This is a genomic window from Nitrobacter hamburgensis X14 (genome assembly GCF_000013885.1).
GTDB classification, from domain to species: Bacteria; Pseudomonadota; Alphaproteobacteria; order Rhizobiales; family Xanthobacteraceae; genus Nitrobacter; species Nitrobacter hamburgensis.
The window spans coordinates 2,063,637-2,079,439 of record NC_007964.1 but is presented as its reverse complement, the minus strand read 5'-3'; the positions used below and the strand labels follow the sequence as shown (position 1 = coordinate 2,079,439).

Here is a 15,803-nt window from a genome sequence, read left to right as displayed (position 1 = left end):
GGCGAAGCATGGCACGAGCCTCCAGCCAGGATTTGCGTGAACGCGCAATCGACGCCGCGTTATCTGGCGTGCGACCGGCTGCAGCACGTTTCGGGATTGGCGATGCCACGGCGATCGTGTGGGTTCGCAGGGCCCGCGAGGTCGGCGACCGTTTGGCGCGCAAGCAAGGCCAGCCACGCGCTCGAAATTCGATCCGCACCGAGTTTATCTTCACGGGCTGATCACTCAGTAGGATACTCGACGCGAGATTCGCTCATTCGAATTTTAGTCGCGCAACCCGTCACACAGGCTTGCTATCGGCGATCACAACACACCGTTCCTTTTAATCCGGGAGTGAAGTGGGCCACAAATTGAAGTGTATTTTTATGTACTGCTTTGCATGCACGTTAGCTCGACAAGCTAAACCATCAGCGTCAGACGAAAACGGCTTCAAAGTTGATTGCGCGATAGGACAGCCGGCGTGACAGATGCCCGGCACCGATCCACCTTCGGGATCTGTATTTCCAAGCAACTGAAGACTTATGACCACTCCATGGTAGTCAATTTCCATCTGGAACGAAGTTGACGAAATGACCCACTGCTATTTGTTGCGCTTATCCCGCAAGAGCCAATCCCTGATGGCCTCCTCGGCCAACTCGTACGCCGGCCGTTCTTGATCAATCGCGGCCTGCTTAAGTTCTGTGATGACCTCCCTCGATAGGTAGATCAGCATCTGTCGACGCCCATCGGCTCGTTTACGAGCGCTGGATGCCTTCTCCCTGGGATTGCGCACCGACTTTTTCTCCTGGGCAGAATCGCGAGACTGCAGATAGCTGGCTATCGTGGATAGTTAACACCTTGGCAGACCAGAGGAAAGTTAGGAATCCGCCCCGCTTATGGGGCGCCCACGAGTCGCTATTCCAGTAGCATCGGGCGTAGGCCGCTGCCCATATAGATAGCTAGAATTGTAGCTATCTATTGACTCGCAGCGTTGCGAGATGTTTAATTTTGCGCGGTCTTCGATCAGATCCTCAGGACTATCTGTAGGAGGGTGGCCACAATGTCCAAAAAACTGGACGCACCGTCGTCTGTCCGTAACGACGAATCCCGGCCGGGATTACGTGCGAGCCAAATCGGACGAGCTCGCTCTGCAAGAACTCGAATTCGAGATGTTCCTAGCGCCGTTCCGACCTCTTTTTCGAAGATGGACGAGTTCGCCATCCAGCTTCTGCTTGACCCGCACATCACGGCTCTCGAATTTCGTACCTCCCTCTCCTTTTCCGGCCGTGAAGTTCCGGTCGCGATGTTCGTCGCCGACCTCGCCGACGGTAGTTGCGTTGCATTCGACATCATCGATGAGCGGCCTTATCGGGACCTCGACACCGAAGGGCTCGCGCTGCTTGCTCTGCAAGAACTAAATATGAGTCTTGTTGAAATTGATCACGCCATCATCTACTGCGAGCCGCGTTTGACTAACACCCGCCGACTGTGGAGCTTTAGAGAGTATCGCGTGTCGACTGAGCTAAGGGCCTCCATCGACCGCGTGTTAGTGGCCCGTCAACGTCTAACCATCCAATCGTTGGCCAGGACTGTAGGACTGCGAGATCCACTGCCCGTGGTCGGTGCGTTGGTCTCTCAAGGCGTTCTCGCCATCGACCCTGCGAAGCAGATCGGCCCCCGGTCCGTCGTGGGCCGGCGATCCGATTGCTGGCCATCTAAAGGATTGAACTGGTTTGGAAAGGCCGGCCAATGAACGACCGGGTCTGGCGGCATCAGTCGCTCCACGTGTATCCGCATCTGTTCATGCGCTCTGCGCGGCATTTCCTTTCTATGGCCCCACGATCAGGTCCAGCTCCCAGCGCGCTTGATAGGCGCGCCCTCTCCGTCGATCTTTGGCCTCATAAGCACGCCGGCCTCCTAAGCGACGGGTCGAAAGATACGCTTACACTTTGTGAGATGTGCAACCTGATTGTGCATTTCATTCAGATCGTGCCCGAGCAAATCCTTGGAGGCGCATGAAGGTCCATCGATTGGCGCATGTCAAAAGTCACATCGGGAGACAAAAGTGCTTCTTGCAAGCTCGACTTTCAACTCGGAGTGAAGCGATGAACGAACTCAGCTGGCAGCAGTCACTCGTGGACACACATCTAGAGCTTTTTGTCCGAACGTTTAGAGGTGTACGCTTCGCGCCGGGGCTGCCGCTATGCAGCAACGGTTGGCAGCGTATCGTTACACGGCTGGTCGACCGAGTTTCCGAGGCGACGAGCAGCTACAAAGTGACCTTTATCCAAATAGTAGAGCAGCACGGGATACTGCGCGTTTGCTGGACCACTTACTCGGAGCTTCCACGGCGGGTAGAATTCGCAATCGAGGAAGCAATCTCGCTCGCCAGCGCAAGGTCGGCCTGCACCTGTATGGAATGCGGAGGAGAAGGCCGGCTGTTCTCCTCCGGATACCGACTTTTCGTCGCGTGCGATGTTCACCAAAATGGTAATCCAGCCCCGGCAGTTCATGGCTTTCAGGCCGATTATCTCGTCCGCACGGTTATGAATGGGCGGTCGAAATTAGTGTGCAGTCGATACGATCGGGCCTCCGACTCTTTCATCGCCACCGGCGATGTCATCGCACCAGCGCCACCACCGCCACGGTGTTGATGTCCGAAACGCCAAACAGGCTAGACGGTGAGATGCTCCGGCCGCATGCCGCGTTCGAGGCGGTGTCGGACACAGGCGCGCTGCAGGTCGCTTGTAGTGAGCCGTTCGCCGAAGCCCAGGATGCTGCAGCGGCCGCGAGTTCGGCGTTCAGCGAGGATTGTTTCCACTCGCCGGCACGGAACTTGATAACGAAGAACCGCGTCACGATTGGGGCACGCCTACCAGCTGCGAGCCCAGCCAGAGCAAAATCCAATCAATCATCTATGAGGAATGGGAGTGGAGCATGCTTGAAGTCGTTATCGACCTGGCTCCTGCGGCGGCCGGCGCGAAAGCAGCGAACGATTCACCTTGGCCAACGCCATTACCGTTCGATCCCGATAGCATGTTCTGGCTCGATAGTTTGCTGCGCGGCGGCGCCTCACGGTCGACGATCGGCTGCTATGAGCGCGACATCAGGCATGTCTCTGCCGCTCTCGGAACGAATGACGCCGCGGCGCTCACGCGCCTCAATCAGTCCGTACTCGAATGCATCACGAAATTCTGGACCGCGAACGGCGCGGCGGAGTCAACCATCTTTCGACGGTTCTCCTCGCTGCGGAGTTTCGCCCGCTTCCTTATGCTCGAACGGTCCTACGACTGCTCGACGCTGCTAAGCTCCCGCTTCCCGCCTAGCGGCAGAAACCGCAGAGAAGCCATTAGTGGCGAAGCGATCGAAACGATACTCTCCTCCTCAACGTGCGATTGGGACCATTCCTGGACGCGCCTTCGCGATTGCGCTGTCGTCCAGTTGGCCGCGTCGTCCGGGCTCACAACGGCTGAACTGACCGCGCTGAACCGCCGCCATTACGACGCTCGACTGGCGAAGGTCCGCGTGTGCGGCTCGCACTTGCATAGCCGCCTCGGTATTGTCTCCCGCGAAGCCGCCCGTTGGTTGACGCGCTATCTCGACGAAGTGCCTTTCGACCTCAGCCCGGGCGGCCCGCTCTTCGTTACGACGCGACGCACCCGCCTCAGCGCACGATCGCTCCAGGCCTCGTTCCGGCGCTTGCGACAAACAGCAGGAGTCTCCCGTCACGCCGTGCCGAGCTCGTTACGCAACGCCGTCGCCGAAAAGTTCGTGCGGTCCGGTGCCACACCCGAAGTCCTGGCCAAAGCCTTGGGAATCGAGGTCTCGAGCGCGTGGCGTTACTTCGATGCGCGCGACCGCGACATGGAACGACTCTGATGGATGATCCACTTCGCGCGCGCGTGCATCAGGCGCAGGCGAGAGTCAACAGTGCACAATTTGTGGACAAACGCTGAGCCGCCCTGACGATTCCAGCGAAATGGCCGGAAATGCGTCCCGAGAAATCCCCGAGATTCATTTCGCTAGGATTCCAGAACGCGCGTGTTATCAAAAAGATACGCCACGCGGCGTGACGAGGAGAACGTGATGCAGCAGCCCTAATAAGACGCGCGATCGGAGCGGACCCCGATCGCGCGTCATATCGAAAGTCTTCGGCACCAAGCCCGCAAAGCTCGCCTAGACCAAGATCCGCCAATCCCTGAATTGAAACCGGCAGAACGACCAAGAGAACGTCTTGGCCGACCGAGAATCGCATGTCCGATTCTAAGTCGCAAGCTTTTCTTGGGGACCTTCCGCCGGACCGATCCGCGCCGCAGCTCTTCCGTTGCGCGCTGTGCAGTCTCCAGCAGAAAGGTCTGCCTCATGGCACGTCTTCCTCGTCCGCGTCCGTCGAAAATCGTGGACCGGCTCTTCCATAACCTCAACTGGCAGTTCGACGCGCCGACGCGCATCGTACGCGACAACTCGCACGAGTTCCACAGCATCGCGTACAGGCGTTGATCGAGAGCGCAATCGATGTGCAGTACGCGATTCCGCGCCACAACGAGAGCGTCGATGCCCCGTAGACGGCGCAAGATCGAGCGCGCCTGGGGTTTTCTCTGCGAGGGCGTCGATGCGTTCCGTCTCGAAGCCAACGAGGCCGTGCGCCGGGTCATCACGGGCCGGCGCAACCATATCGTCGGCGGGCACTTCAGCATGAAGATGCGCGGGCACGTGGTTCACGAAGGCGGCATCGAAGAGCGCTTCGTCCGGGCTTCCGACTGCGTGCTTCACGCAAAACGCGTCTGGGCGCAACCCGAGACGATCCGGATGAACATCTTTCCAGAATTCGAAGGAGAGATCTACACTCCCGATTATCTCGTCGAACACGATGCCGGCTTCATCCGCTACGAAGTTAAGCAGTGGACGGAATTGCGTCCCCCGAAGCCCGCCGACTGGGACGAAGACGGCAAACGGAAATGGGAGGAAGCCAAGCTTCTTCGCGCCCGTCTGCGTCGCGTTCGAGAGGCCTACCGGCGGGCCAGCCTTTCGTTTCGCGTCATCACGGAACGCGGTATCGCGAAATATTGGGGCGATCCGGACGTCGTCGATGAAGTCATCGCAAACGATCGCTGGGACGTCGAGCCGGAAGAGCTGAATCGCCTCGTCACCGCGCTGGTGGAAGCCGGCGGCTCACTCCCGATGTGGCGCTGCGAGGCGCTGTTCGAGCAAGTGCCATTCCCGCGCGGCGTGGTGCTGTCGCGCATTCCGGAACGCATTATTCGTATCGACCTCTTCTCCCCGGTCGGCCCGCACACGATCGTGCACATCGGAGTGGTATCATGCTGAATGTACTCGACCCCGCCGAGGCGGATCGCCAGGTCGAATCCGAAATCTCCGCGTACGGGGACGGCGCGCCCCTCCCTTCCATCGACTGGGTCCTGTTCGACAACCTGACGCCGAATCAGGTCATCCTCATCGACGATAAGCCACATCAGTTCATCAAGAAGCTCGAGGGTGCCGGCCCGCACCTCTTCCTGAGCCACCACACCGGCGATACCGTACGCCTCGCCACGACCCGGCTCATCGAGTTGTTCGAAAAGGGCCGATACTACAGCCCGCAGTGGAAAGTCCCCCCCGTCGACGAGAAGAAAACGATCGACGAAACACGAGCGTTGATCGGGAAGGTCTACAACACGATCAATGCCGGACCGCGGGCAAGAGCCGCAGTCATCTGGCGCTACGTCGGCGCGTTCATCAACAAGATGCTGACCGCGCCCCCGGGCGAGCCCTTTTTTAGAAACCACGATAACGCGCAAGAGATCATCGAGACCGTTGACAAGGCGATCGACGCGGAAAATAGCACACTCCCGCAAGGCAAGCAGATCAAGAAGCCCAAAAAGGTGACGCGCACGATACTGCGCTGGGTCGCGAACGAATTGAAGCACGGCATGCAGGAGCGCACGTTCGTCCATGCGAATGCGATCAAGGCGCGCAAGGCCAAATTGCCGAAACAGGTCTTCTCGATCATCGGCATGACGATCCGCGAATTGGTGGAACTCTCGGCGGAGTTTGGACCGACTAAGATCAAGATGCGGACAAACCACAAGATCGTCGAGCGCAATGCAGAGATTCGTCTGCACAACAAGGAGATCAAGAAACGGATCGACGAGGGCGAACTCACCAAAGAGGCTCTCCTGCCGGAGCTTCCGGAAGTCGGACTTTCGACCGTGCAGGTGCAGTACAGGCGCTACGACGCGTGGATCAGGCTCGCTAAGGAGAATGGTGCACAAGCTGCCGATCTCGAGTTTGGCGGCGCGGGACGCTTCGAACGTCCGAAGCGCATTCTGGACATATGCGAGTTCGACCACCACCAATTCGATTTCATGGGTGTTCTGGGCGAGACGCCGTTCGGTCGAGCTTGGTCGAAGGCCGGAATCGACAGGTTCTGGATATGCCTCGGCATCGATGTCTATAGCGGATATCCGGTGGGATTCCACCCTTCCTTTGACCCAGGCGGACTACATCCCGCACTGGCTTCGATCGATCACGCCATCAAGGTTAAGACCTACGTCGACAAACGTTTCCCGAACATCAGAGGTTCGCTCCTGAGCTACGGCAAGCCTCGGAAGATTAGATACGACAATGGCAAGGAATTCGTATCCGAACAGATGGCGCTGAGTTTGGCTCGGGTGAGAATCGGCTTCGAGATGGCGGTCCCGCACCAACCCGACACGAAACCGTTCGTGGAGCGCTTTTTTGGGACGCTCGAGCAGGATTTCGTTTCTTGGCTGAAGGGCTCCACGGGATCGAATCCGCAGAAGCGCGGAGCTCGTAAGCCGTTGCTTGAGGCGTGCATCACGATCGACGATTTTATCATGTTGTTCCACCTCTGGCTCATCGAGGTCTATGCCCGACGTAAGCAGAAAGATTTGGACTGGGACACTCCCGAGCAACGCTGGCTTCGCGGTGCGTCTAGTCCCTCGCATCGGCCTCAGCCTCTAACGAAGGAAGAAGCCGCGCGCTGGGATCTCATTCCCTCTCTCGAGTTCACTTTGACGGCCGGAAAGAACGGTATCAAGTGGAACAACCTTGTCTATCAGTCACCGCAACTTCAGGCGATGCGCACGCGCTCGGGGAGCATGGGGAAACGAAAGCACGAAAACACGCCCGTGACCGTTCGAATTCCGCTGGCGAACGTAGGCCGGTGCATCGTTGCCGATCCCACTTCCCGTTTCCATGGCAACGAACACCTCCCGCCGGAATTCGACGTGGAGTCGACGGACAAGGAAGCTCATGGGTTATCTAAGTTTCAGTGGGAAGTCCTGTGCAAGTTCCGCAACGCGAAGAAGCACGCGCCCACCGAACATCCCTCGCACCAAGTGGGTTTCAATCACCTTCTCGAAGAAGCATTAAAGGCGATGGGCATGGTGCCGACCGACGAGAAGCCGCCCGCGAAGGCCGTGCTCTCGAAGGGTTTATATCCGCGCATCGCCGGAGTCCTAGCCCGCGGCGCCGAGGAGCATGCGCTCGCCGTGACGGAAGAATTAATCGAGAAGACGGGAATCTTCAAGTCCGCTTCCGAGCAGCGCAATGCGGCTCCGGCGCCGCCTCGGGCCGATGCCGGCCGCATCACCGAAGCTGTCGCCGAAAGCCCGCCCCAGCGGCATAAGAAGCTCAGGTTTGAGGTCGATGCGCCGCTCCCCAGGGCGCAGTAGGCTAACGAGAGGTCGCAAGCGAATGTCGGATTTGGAAAACATCCTCACTTCTCCGCTGGTCCAGGGCAAACTCGATGCGATCAGAGGGATCTTCGTGAAGCACACCAAGGTGGAAGAAGCGCGCCAGATGTTGCTGCTGTCAGTAGCTTTCGCAAGACGCTTGCGCGAAAATTCCAGTACCTACCTGATAGGCTGGTCGCGCTGCGGAAAGAGCGAAACCATCAAAAGGTTGCTGCAGGAGCAGACGGGGCAGCCCATCTCGAAGAAGCGAATTCAACTTCTGCATGGGAACGGAAAGCGCTTCCTCTATGTTGACCTGATGGGTGGCTCCACCCCGCGAATCTTGGCGCGTCAAATCAATTTCAATATCTTCAACGACCGCAAAAGCCTCCGGCTCGGCGAGGAAGAAGGCACCGGCGCGCTCATCGAAAATCTGAACGATCTCAAGGTGGACGGCATCATTCTGGATGAAGCGCAAAATCTAGCCGAGGATGGCGTAAAGAAGCTGGCGAGATTCATCCTCTCGATCGAGAACGAATGCAGCGCTCCGCTGTTCGTCGTGGGGCCGCCTTCCTTGGTGAAGATGATGACCAAGGTGGATGCCATGAGCCAGCGGTCCGGCGGCATCAAGATGCTCCCGCCCTTCGGATTTGCCGACGACGAGCAACGGGAGATCCATGCCGCGTTCGTAGCGGCCTTTTCCGACGAGCTTCCCTTCGAATCGAACTGGTTCAGGGACAACGAATACGATCACCACATGCTGCGCGCCACGTTCTACGCCCAGCGCGGCCGGCCCGGCAGGCATTCGCTGCTCGTGGAGGCGGCGGTGCCCCATGCATTCATCCGAACGGGAGGGGCTGAACCAAAAGAGCTGATGAAGGAAGATATCGCCGCCGGCTTCGATCGAGTGTTCATCAACCAGGAGATCATGCACGGCCGGAATCCTTTTCGTTCGGAGGATTACCTCAGGCTCCCCCAGTTCCCGCTGAGCGTGGAACAGGAAAAATCCAGCGACTAGATGGCGGCGGCAATGATCCCCAATACGCCATGGGTTAGGACCGTCCAGCAGTTCGACGACGAGGCCATTGCTTCGCTCGCCGTACGTCTCGCACCGATGGGCAGGATCGATACAGACACCCTGCTTCGCTTGCACCTCGACATGCGCGGCCAGTCGGTTTCGACCATCGCGACAAAACCAAACGCAATCGCGGAGCTGGCGGCCTTGGGCTCGTTCGATCCGGAGCGGCTTTCCATGGGAGCCTGGGAGAATTTCAAGGATCGGACGGAATTTCTTGGTCGCGAATTTCCTGTGGGATGGTTCGTACCGGAGCGACGTCGGGTCGCGCCGGCGAGGCTGGCGGCCGACGGCGAGAACGCGCGCATCAGAAATGTCTGGCTGGTTGCAGCCATGCCATGCGATGTCGAGACTGGCGAAGTGCTTCTGGACCGATGCCCGGCGTGCCTCAATCTGTTGGGATGGACGAACCTCCGGACTGTCTGGACCTGTCAGGCATGTGATTTTGACCTGCGGTTCGCGGCTCCCAGATTGTGCCCGCCCGAAACGTTCGCCGCAGCTAAGGAGCTTGCGAGTTTTATCTTCGACCGAGGTGTTCGATTGCCGCCTCCACTAGACGAACTGCCATCATTGGATCTTTTGAAGCTCTGCAGTTGGCTTGCTCATGTCAGAATGCTTCCCGCAGAACTCTTTCTAGGCATCACCGCTAAGAACGCTCCTGCCGGATTTGCGCAGGTGAAGCGATGGCCACACTCATTCGACGAAACGGTCTTCGACCTGCTCGGAGCCTCGACAGGCGACGATCTGATCGAGGGTAACGTGATCTGGAGCAAGGCGGCCGGCGGTCTACTAGCTACCATCGATCGCCTGAGTTCGGCGAAGGCCCGTGAAGTCGTCAGGTCACGCCTCGCCGCGCTTTTGGGCCTGCCACCCGGATTTACCGAAGCTCTCCGTGACGTTACGGAGCCGAGGATACCACTCGGGATCTCTATTACTGGCCTAGACCGTCGACGATAAAATTGACGCGATCAAGCCAGGATCGGGCAAGGTTCAGACCGGCCGGATTGAATAGATATACAGTTCCCTCTCGACTTTTTCCTTCCGAAACTAGTCCAACTGTCTGAAGAATTTGCATCGCGGCGCGGATCTTCTCACCCGAGCTGTCCAGAACCTGCACTAATTCATGGGACGAGCGGGGACCTTCGGCCAGCAACTCTACGATCTTGCGGGTATTGGCGTTCGCGAGGGCCTGTAAGGCATTTGTCAGCAAAAGCTGACTGTTTTGGTTGTCGGCATCGAACATGCTTGGCCCTCACGGGAGTTGCTGCACCATAGGTTCTGGGAGAGGAATGGACGCTAGGCCAGTCCACCCAAAGTGGCTTGGCGCTGTAGCGTTCCAATGACCGCTCCTCCTCCAACCAACCCGACGCGGAAACCCTCGGAAGTCAACTGAGCGTCTATCTGAAGGCGGGGAAAACCGTGCTTAGGCGCCCTATGCGTGAAGCTGGGTGGCCCGCGCGCTAGTGCCAAATTACCATCTTAGAATTTCACGCAGTGCCAATTTTCAATCGCCAGTGTCAAAATCTAGCAACGCGTCAAAAAAAAGAGTTGGATAAACCAATCGGATAGCTTGTGGAGAATTTGGGGCCAGTGACAAAGTCAAGCGCGTATCACAAGGTCTTTGGTGTTGCTCCCCCGTAAGATTGCATTTCACCCCAATTGACCGTCGCATCCCATGTTTCAACGCCGGATCGCCGGCCTCGCCTATTGGCTCAGCCGCCGTTTTCGGAGTGGCGACTACGAACAGCAACTACCTGCCTGAATCGGCGGGCACGGTACTGAGCCGTACGAACAGAACACACAGCAATCGCCCGCCTTCGGCTTCAGCCGAGCACCGCATCCCTTGCAGTCATAGAAGAATTGACACGCATCGGTCGGCATCGTCTCGACCGCATGATGCTCGCACTTCGGGCAGGTGATCGTCGACATCAGTTGCATTGATATTCTCCTTTCTCAGTTGTCTCGACGACAGCCGTCGATCACTGTAGCCGCTCACCCAATTCTTTCATTCGACAAGTTCCGGAGCGATCGTACGTTCGACACTCCCGGTGTGGGCAGGTGGCTGATGACCGTTGCCATCCCGCAGCCCAATGCCCTTGATCAGGCCGAAGATCGCCGGGATCACGATCAGCGTCAGCAGCGTCGACGAGACCATGCCGCCGATCATCGGCACCGCGATCCTCTGCATGATTTCCGATCCGATCCCGGTGCTCCACATGATCGGAAGCAGCCCTGCCATAATCGCGACGACGGTCATCATCTTGGGGCGGACACGCCCGACTGCGCCTTCCATGACGGCGTCGTAGAGGTCCTTGCGCGTGACCGACCGCCCCTCCGCCGCGCGCCGGGCCTCGATTTCGGCGTAAGCCTGGTTGAGATAGATCAGCATGACGACACCGGTCTCGGCGGCAACGCCCGCAAGTGCGATGAACCCCACGGCGACGGCGACGGACAGGTTGAACCCGAGCCACCACATCAGCCAGAGGCCACCTACCAAGGAGAACGGCAGCGATAGCATGACGATCATGGTTTCGGTGATCGAGCGGAAATTCAGATACAGCAGCAGGAAGATGATCAGCAACGTCACCGGCACGACGATCTTGAGACGCGCGGTGGCACGCTCGAGATATTCGTACTGCCCGCTCCAGATCACGTAGTAGCCCGGCGGAAACGCGATGCTGGCCTGCACCGCCTTCTGCGCGTCGGCCACGTATCCGCCGAGATCGCGATCGCGAATGTCGACGTAGACGTAAGCCGCGAGTTGCCCGTTCTCCGTCCGGATCGAGGTCGGCCCGCGATCCAGGGTAATTCTGGCCACCTCGCCCAGCGGCACGGCACCTCCCTGCGGCATCGGCACGAGCACGTCGGACGCGATCTTTCGGGGACTGTCGCGGAGGTCGCGGGGATATCGCATGTTGACGCTAAAGCGCTGACGGCCCTCGACCGTCGTGGTCACCGTCTGTCCGCCGAGCGCGGTGGCGATCACGTCCTGCACGTCCTGAATCATGATGCCGTAACGCGCGAGCGCCGCGCGATCGGGCGTGATGTCCAGATAGTAACCGCCTATGCCGCGCTCGGCATAGGCCGAGGAGGTGCCGGGCACGGCCTTCAGAACCCGCTCGACTCGCTTCGCCAACTTGTCGATTCCGACCAGATCGGGACCAATCACCTTGACGCCGACCGGGGTGCGGATTCCGGTCGACAACATGTCGATGCGAGCCTTGATCGGCATGGTCCAGGCATTGGAGACACCCGGAAACTGCAACGCCTTGTCCATCTCAGCGATCAGGCTGTCGATGGTGACGCCGGGACGCCACTGCTCCTTCGGCTTGAGATTGATGACGGTCTCGAACATTTCGGAAGGCGCCGGGTCGGTTGCGGTGGAGGCTCGCCCGGCCTTGCCGAACACCGAGGCCACCTCCTGAAATGAGCGGATGATCCGGTCCTGGGTTTGCAGAAGCTCACCCGCCTTGGTGACGGAAATGCCGGGCAAGGTCGTCGGCATGTAGAGCAGCGTGCCCTCGTTGAGGTCAGGCATGAACTCGGTCCCGAGTTGCCGGGCGGGCCACACGGTGACGGCGAGGATTGCAAGGGCAAGAACGATGACCAGCGCCCGCGCCCGCATCACGCCCTTAATCACCGGTCGGTAGATCCAGATCAGAAAACGATTGATCGGATTCTTGTGCTCCGGAACGATCCGGCCGCGGACGAAGATCACCATCAATGCAGGTACCAGCGTAACCGACAGGAGAGCGGCTGCGGCCATCGCAAACGTCTTGGTGAAGGCCAGCGGGCTGAACAGGCGTCCCTCCTGCGATTCCAGCGTGAAGATCGGCATGAAGGACACGGTGATGATCAGTAGGCTGAAGAACAGCGCGGGCCCGACTTCGGATGCGGCATCTATCAGGATTTGAAGACGTGACTGGCCCGGTGCGGCACGTTCCAGGCGTTTGTGCGCGTTCTCGATCATCACGATCGCCGCGTCTACCATAGCGCCGATCGCGATCGCGATGCCGCCGAGGCTCATGATATTCGAACCGATGCCGAGCAGCTTCATCGCGCCAAATGCTATCAGCACGCCGACCGGCAACATCAGGATGGCGACCATCGCGCTCCTGACATGCAGCAGGAAGACGATGCAGACCAGTGCGACGATGATGCTTTCCTCAACCAGGGTATGCTTGAGCGTTTCGATCGCGGCATTGATCAAGGTCGACCGGTCGTAGACAGGAACGATTTCGACCGACTTCGGCAGGCTGGTGGCAATCTCCTGGAATCGCTTCTTGACGTTGTTGATGACATCGAGGGCGTTGGCGCCGAAGCGTTGCAGGATGATGCCGCTCGTGACCTCGCCTTCTCCGTTCAATTCCGTGATGCCGCGCCGTTCGTCCGGGCCGAGCTCGACGCGGGCGACGTCGCGCAGCAACACGGGTGTGCCGTTGTCGGTCTTGAGCACGATGTCGCCGAGATCGTTGATGTTCCTGATGTAGCCCCTGCCCCGAACGACGTATTCGAACTCGGATAGCTCGACCGTCCTGCCGCCGACGTCGGCGTTGCTGGCGCGGATCGCGTCACGCATCTTTTGCATCGTGATCCCGCGGTCGCGCATGCGCTGCGGGTCGAGAACGACATTGTATTGACGTACGAACCCGCCCGCGCTGGCGACCTCGGCGACGCCCCCGGCCTTCGCCAGTGCGAATTTCAGATTCCAGTCCTGTATGGCCCGCGTGTCCGATAGATTAAGTTCCTTGGAAACAACGGCGTACTGGTAGACCCAACCGACCCCAGTGGCGTCCGGGCCGATGGTGGGCGTCACGCCCGATGGCAATCGCGAGGATGCGCTATTGAGGAATTCGAGCACGCGCGAACGCGCCCAGTAGATGTCCGTTCCGTCCTCGAAGATCACATAGACAAACGACACGCCGAAAAACGAGAACCCGCGCACGACCTTCGATTTCGGCACCGTCAGCATCGCCGTCGCGAGCGGATAGGTCACCTGATCCTCGACGACCTGCGGCGCCTGGCCGGGATAATCGGTGTAGACGATGACCTGCGTGTCCGAGAGGTCGGGAATCGCGTCGAGCGGCAGATGGACCAGAGCGTAGATGCCAGCGGCGGCCGCGAAACCCGCACCGAACAGAACAAGCAGCAGATTGCGAGCCGACCAGGCGATCAGGCGCGCGATCATGGTTGGCCCCCCGCGTCCGAAAAGCTCTTCAGCGCAGCCTTCAGATTGCTTTCGGCATCGATCAGGAAGTTCGCCGACACCACGACAGCCTCGCCGTCGTGCACACCTTCTCGTACCTCGACGTAACCATTGCCACGCCGGCCAAGCTTCACCTCGCGTGGTTCGAAGCGCCCTTCCCCCTTGTCCACCAGCACGGACTGTCGCGCCCCGGTATCGAGCACCGCGCTTTCCGGAATCGCCAAGACCGGTGCCGGATTGCCGGTGTCGATTTCCGCGTCGACGTACATGTCGGGGAGCAAGGCGAGATCGGGATTGGCCAGTTCGATCCTGGCCCGTGCCGTGCGCGTTTCGCGGTTCACTTGCGGATAGATCACGCTGATCTTTCCGGAGAACGTGCGTCCCGGAAAACTGCGTGCCCTCACGGTGACCGGTTGCCCTGCCCGCACCGCACCAAGGTCTCGCTCGGCGACATCGACCACGGCCCACACCACCGAGGTATCGGCGACGCGGAACAGGACCTCGCCGGGCTGTGCCCGCATGCCCTCGATGGCATTGCGTTCCAGCACGATGCCATCGCGCGGCGCGGTCCATTCGATCGCAATCGGAACCACCCGGGTCCTTTCCATGGCGACGATCGCGCTATCCGGAACATCGAGGTTCATCAAGCGTTGCCGCGATCCGCGGCCGTAGCGCTCCGGGGAAGCCGTGACAGGCGAGTTGATCGTGGAGATGTACTCCGCCGCGGCCGACGAAATCGCCGCGCTGTATATCTCCATCAACGGTTGCCCTTTCTTGACGGCGGACCCGATGGTGACGTTCGCGACCTTCTGCACCCAGCTTTCCGCGCGCATCGAGATCACCGACACCCGTCGCTCATCGAGTTGGATCGTGCCGGGTACCCGCACCATCGTCCGGATTACGCGGGGTATGGCGCGCTCGGATTGCACGCTCGTGCGTTGGATTTTGCCCGGAGTTAACTTGATCGAGCCGTCGTCGGTGTCCTCGTCTTCGTACACGGGGATATAATCCATCCCCATCGAGTCCCTCTTCGGTGTCGGCGACGTATCCGGCAGGCCCATCGGATTGCGGTAATATTTGATCTTGCGGTCGTCGCCCTCTGCATCGGCAGCCTCGGCGCCCGCCGCCTCGCTCGCGGGATCGTCGAAACTCACGTCGGCACTGGGCGGCACCGGACGGTAGGCGCGTCCATCCTCCGTCTTCTTCGGATTGAGCGAGTACAATGACTTGCCGTCCGGATCCTGATAATAGATCGGTGCGGCGGCGGACTCTGCCGCAGCCGGCGTCGCCAAGCGAATCGAGCTAACCCAACGCACATGGTCGGCAATGAATGCGCCGCCAACCGCCGCTATAAGCGCGGCGGCGACAACGCCCGTCAGGACGGCCCGTTTCATTTTTGCGCCGTGATGACGAATTGGTTCTCGACGGTGCCGGTCTCGCCCTGGACCTTGGCACCGAGCGACAACTGCCAGCGCCCCGCCATGCCGAACGTCGCTTTGAACTTGTAAACGCCGGGCTCGCTTCCCGGGGTCTGCGTGATCTTCGTCGCCATCTCCTGCATGCCGTCGGGCGCCATATCGAGACGGGTGGCGAAGATCACCGCGTCAGGAACCGGCTTTCCGGTCTTGGTATCCATCAGCCTGACGGTGATGACCTTGTCAGGCCCGGCCTGCACGGTCTGATCGACCAACTCGAACTTGTAGTCGTTGATGTTCGCAAGGGCTGCGGTGCCGGCCATGCCGATTGCGGCCATGGCGATCAACGCGCCCCGAAGGGCACGCGAATAACGTGACGAATTCATCTGTAAATCCTCGAACAGTGTTGATCTGCCGGAACACGGCACGCA

General features: G+C 59.5%; 11 protein-coding genes. 6 read left to right on the top strand and 5 right to left on the bottom strand.

The features are described 5' to 3' along the window. Window positions 1-1,039: 1,039 nt before the first annotated feature. The 6 genes from NHAM_RS09530 (at window position 1,040) to NHAM_RS09490 (ending at window position 9,708) form a co-directional block, all read left to right on the top strand. Complete coding sequence (locus tag NHAM_RS09530) at window positions 1,040-1,732, top strand: hypothetical protein (RefSeq protein ID WP_011510358.1); 693 nt, start codon at window positions 1,040-1,042, stop codon at window positions 1,730-1,732. 1,058 nt (window positions 1,733-2,790) lie between these two features. Beyond that, window positions 2,791-3,858: a tyrosine-type recombinase/integrase gene (locus tag NHAM_RS09515; RefSeq protein ID WP_198137014.1), complete on the top strand. Its 1,068-nt coding sequence runs from the start codon at window positions 2,791-2,793 to the stop codon at window positions 3,856-3,858. 675 nt (window positions 3,859-4,533) lie between these two features. Next, the gene (locus NHAM_RS09505; RefSeq protein ID WP_041357897.1) at window positions 4,534-5,307 is read left to right on the top strand and encodes a hypothetical protein; all 774 of its coding nucleotides are present in this window, start codon (window positions 4,534-4,536) and stop codon (window positions 5,305-5,307) included. Continuing rightward, a complete protein-coding gene (locus tag NHAM_RS09500; protein WP_011510353.1) occupies window positions 5,301-7,676 on the top strand; it encodes an integrase catalytic domain-containing protein in 2,376 nt (791 codons plus the stop codon). The genes NHAM_RS09505 and NHAM_RS09500 overlap by 7 nt, the downstream gene beginning before the upstream one ends. Window positions 7,677-7,707: 31 nt before the next feature. After that, window positions 7,708-8,694, top strand: a complete 987-nt coding sequence (locus tag NHAM_RS09495; protein ID WP_198137013.1) for an ATP-binding protein — start codon at window positions 7,708-7,710, stop codon at window positions 8,692-8,694. After that, window positions 8,695-9,708 carry a TniQ family protein gene (locus NHAM_RS09490; protein WP_011510351.1) on the top strand — a complete coding sequence of 338 codons (1,014 nt, stop codon included), beginning with the start codon at window positions 8,695-8,697 and terminating at the stop codon, window positions 9,706-9,708. Here NHAM_RS09490 and NHAM_RS09485 read toward each other — a convergent pair. The 5 genes from NHAM_RS09485 to NHAM_RS09470 all read right to left on the bottom strand — a co-directional run bounded on the left by NHAM_RS09485 (window position 9,683) and on the right by NHAM_RS09470 (window position 15,758). Continuing rightward, a complete protein-coding gene (locus tag NHAM_RS09485; RefSeq protein ID WP_011510350.1) occupies window positions 9,683-9,994 on the bottom strand; it encodes an ArsR/SmtB family transcription factor in 312 nt (103 codons plus the stop codon). The genes NHAM_RS09490 and NHAM_RS09485 overlap by 26 nt on opposite strands. 494 nt (window positions 9,995-10,488) lie before the next feature. Next, window positions 10,489-10,689, bottom strand: a complete 201-nt coding sequence (locus NHAM_RS28100) for a GDCCVxC domain-containing (seleno)protein (protein WP_011510349.1) — start codon at window positions 10,687-10,689, stop codon at window positions 10,489-10,491. A 67-nt stretch (window positions 10,690-10,756) separates the two neighbouring features. After that, window positions 10,757-13,939, bottom strand: coding sequence for an efflux RND transporter permease subunit (locus tag NHAM_RS09480; RefSeq protein WP_011510348.1), 3,183 nt, complete (start codon window positions 13,937-13,939; stop codon window positions 10,757-10,759). Next, window positions 13,936-15,351 carry an efflux RND transporter periplasmic adaptor subunit gene (locus tag NHAM_RS09475; protein ID WP_011510347.1) on the bottom strand — a complete coding sequence of 472 codons (1,416 nt, stop codon included), beginning with the start codon at window positions 15,349-15,351 and terminating at the stop codon, window positions 13,936-13,938. The genes NHAM_RS09480 and NHAM_RS09475 overlap by 4 nt, the downstream gene beginning before the upstream one ends. Further along, the gene (locus NHAM_RS09470; RefSeq protein WP_011510346.1) at window positions 15,348-15,758 is read right to left on the bottom strand and encodes a FixH family protein; all 411 of its coding nucleotides are present in this window, start codon (window positions 15,756-15,758) and stop codon (window positions 15,348-15,350) included. Before NHAM_RS09470 ends, NHAM_RS09475 begins: the two co-directional genes overlap by 4 nt. Window positions 15,759-15,803: the final 45 nt, after the last annotated feature.